This is a genomic window from Streptomyces sp. NPDC002619 (assembly GCF_042889305.1).
Lineage (GTDB): Bacteria > Actinomycetota > Actinomycetes > Streptomycetales > Streptomycetaceae > Streptomyces.
Window position 1 is genome coordinate 1 of sequence record NZ_JBIAQV010000156.1, and the last position, 1497, is coordinate 1497.

Genomic DNA, 1497 nt, shown 5'->3' on the forward strand with positions numbered 1-1497 from the left:
TCCGGCAGGTCGGTGGCGTCGGCCCCATTGAGCCACTCGGCCAGGTGGTGGCCGGCACGGTCACGCATCATCTCCGCGAAGGAGCGTACGTGTTCGGCGGCAGTGCTGAGCTGGGGACACCGGGCGAGGATGCTCTTGATCTTGAGATCATCCTCCGAGGTCAGGCTGTCGGGGTGCTTGGTGATCCAGCCGGTCACGTCGCGCAGCGAGGGCGGCTTGGACGCGCGGCCGGCCGGATCGAGCCCGGATCGAAGTGGGCGCAGGTACTCGCGGACAATCGTGCACTGGCCTCGGAATCCGGCGGACTTGATCTCCTCGAACAGTGTCCGGGCATTGGTGCAGCCCTCCTGCCAGCGCTGATGCAGGTAGGGCTTGAAGGGGTCCAGGACGCTGGAGCGCCCCTGCCACTTGCCCGTGCTGAGCTCCTCGGCGGTGGCTGCGTGGGCGAACCTTCGCACGGTGTTGCGGGCCAGGCCCAGCTCCTGGGCGATCGCCCGCTGACTTCGTCCCTGGTCGAGCAGGTCGTGGACTGCCCGGTGGCGATCACGGGTGCGGTCCGCGCATCGGTAGGCCGACCGCATCGCCTTGCCGGCCTCAGCGGTCTTCTCCAGTTCGGCGACCGCCGCCGCTGAAGCCGCCTCCGTGGGGACTTGAGTGGGTTCGCGCAGGTGGGAGGAGTGGCGGGTGACGCATTTGTCGACGGCTTCGCAGAGGTTGTGCCACAGGTGCCACCTGTCAGCGACCTGGACCGCGGCGGGTGCTCCGAGCCGGGACCCCTCGGCGTAGGCACTGGCGCGGTCACGGCAGATGACCTCCACGCCAGGATGCTCGACCAGCCACCGGGTCAAGGTGGCCGCTTCCCGGTCCGGGAGCATGTCCACGGGTCTGCGGGTCTCGACATCGATCAGGATCGTGCCGTAGACATGCCCCTTGCGCAGGGCGAAGTCGTCGACTCCCAGCACGCGGGGTGTGGATAGCTGTGGGTCGGGCAATGCCCGGATCAGTCGCAGCAGGGTGGAGCGGCTGACCGAGGTGTCAAGTGCTTCGGCCAGCCGGGCCCCGGCCCTGCCCGCGAGCATCAGCGCGATGGCCTGCAGGTTCGCGTGCAGGCGGGTACTTCGGCGACCGTAGCGGAAAGTCAGGCCGTCGACCTGCTCGACGAAGGTCGTGCGCGGGCACCGGACCGTCGCACAGCGGAACCGCCGGACCCGCAGCCGCAGGACGACAAGGCGACCACCCACCGCCGTGTCCGTAAGCTGACGCTCGTAGCCGCTGTGGACCCGTAGTGACAGTGCGCCACAGACCGGACACCCTGCTCCGGTCGCGCAGGCCCGTGCCACCACCCGCACTTCACCTCCGACGAGTTCGACGTCCTGCACCAGCAGGCCGTCCAGGTCCGGGAACAGCACGTTTTCCACGATCACGTCGCCCATGGCCGCCGATCGTCACACCGGCGAGGACGCCCCGTCAGCCGGGGACCGAAAGTGATCACAAAAG

General features: G+C 68.7%; 1 protein-coding gene. It reads right to left on the reverse strand.

Features of this window, described 5'->3' with window-relative positions:
- On the reverse strand, nt 1–1433 hold a 1433-nt coding region (locus tag ACFYXB_RS45975; protein WP_389591477.1), incomplete at its 3' end, for an ISL3 family transposase.
- Nucleotides 1434–1497 lie beyond the last annotated feature (64 nt).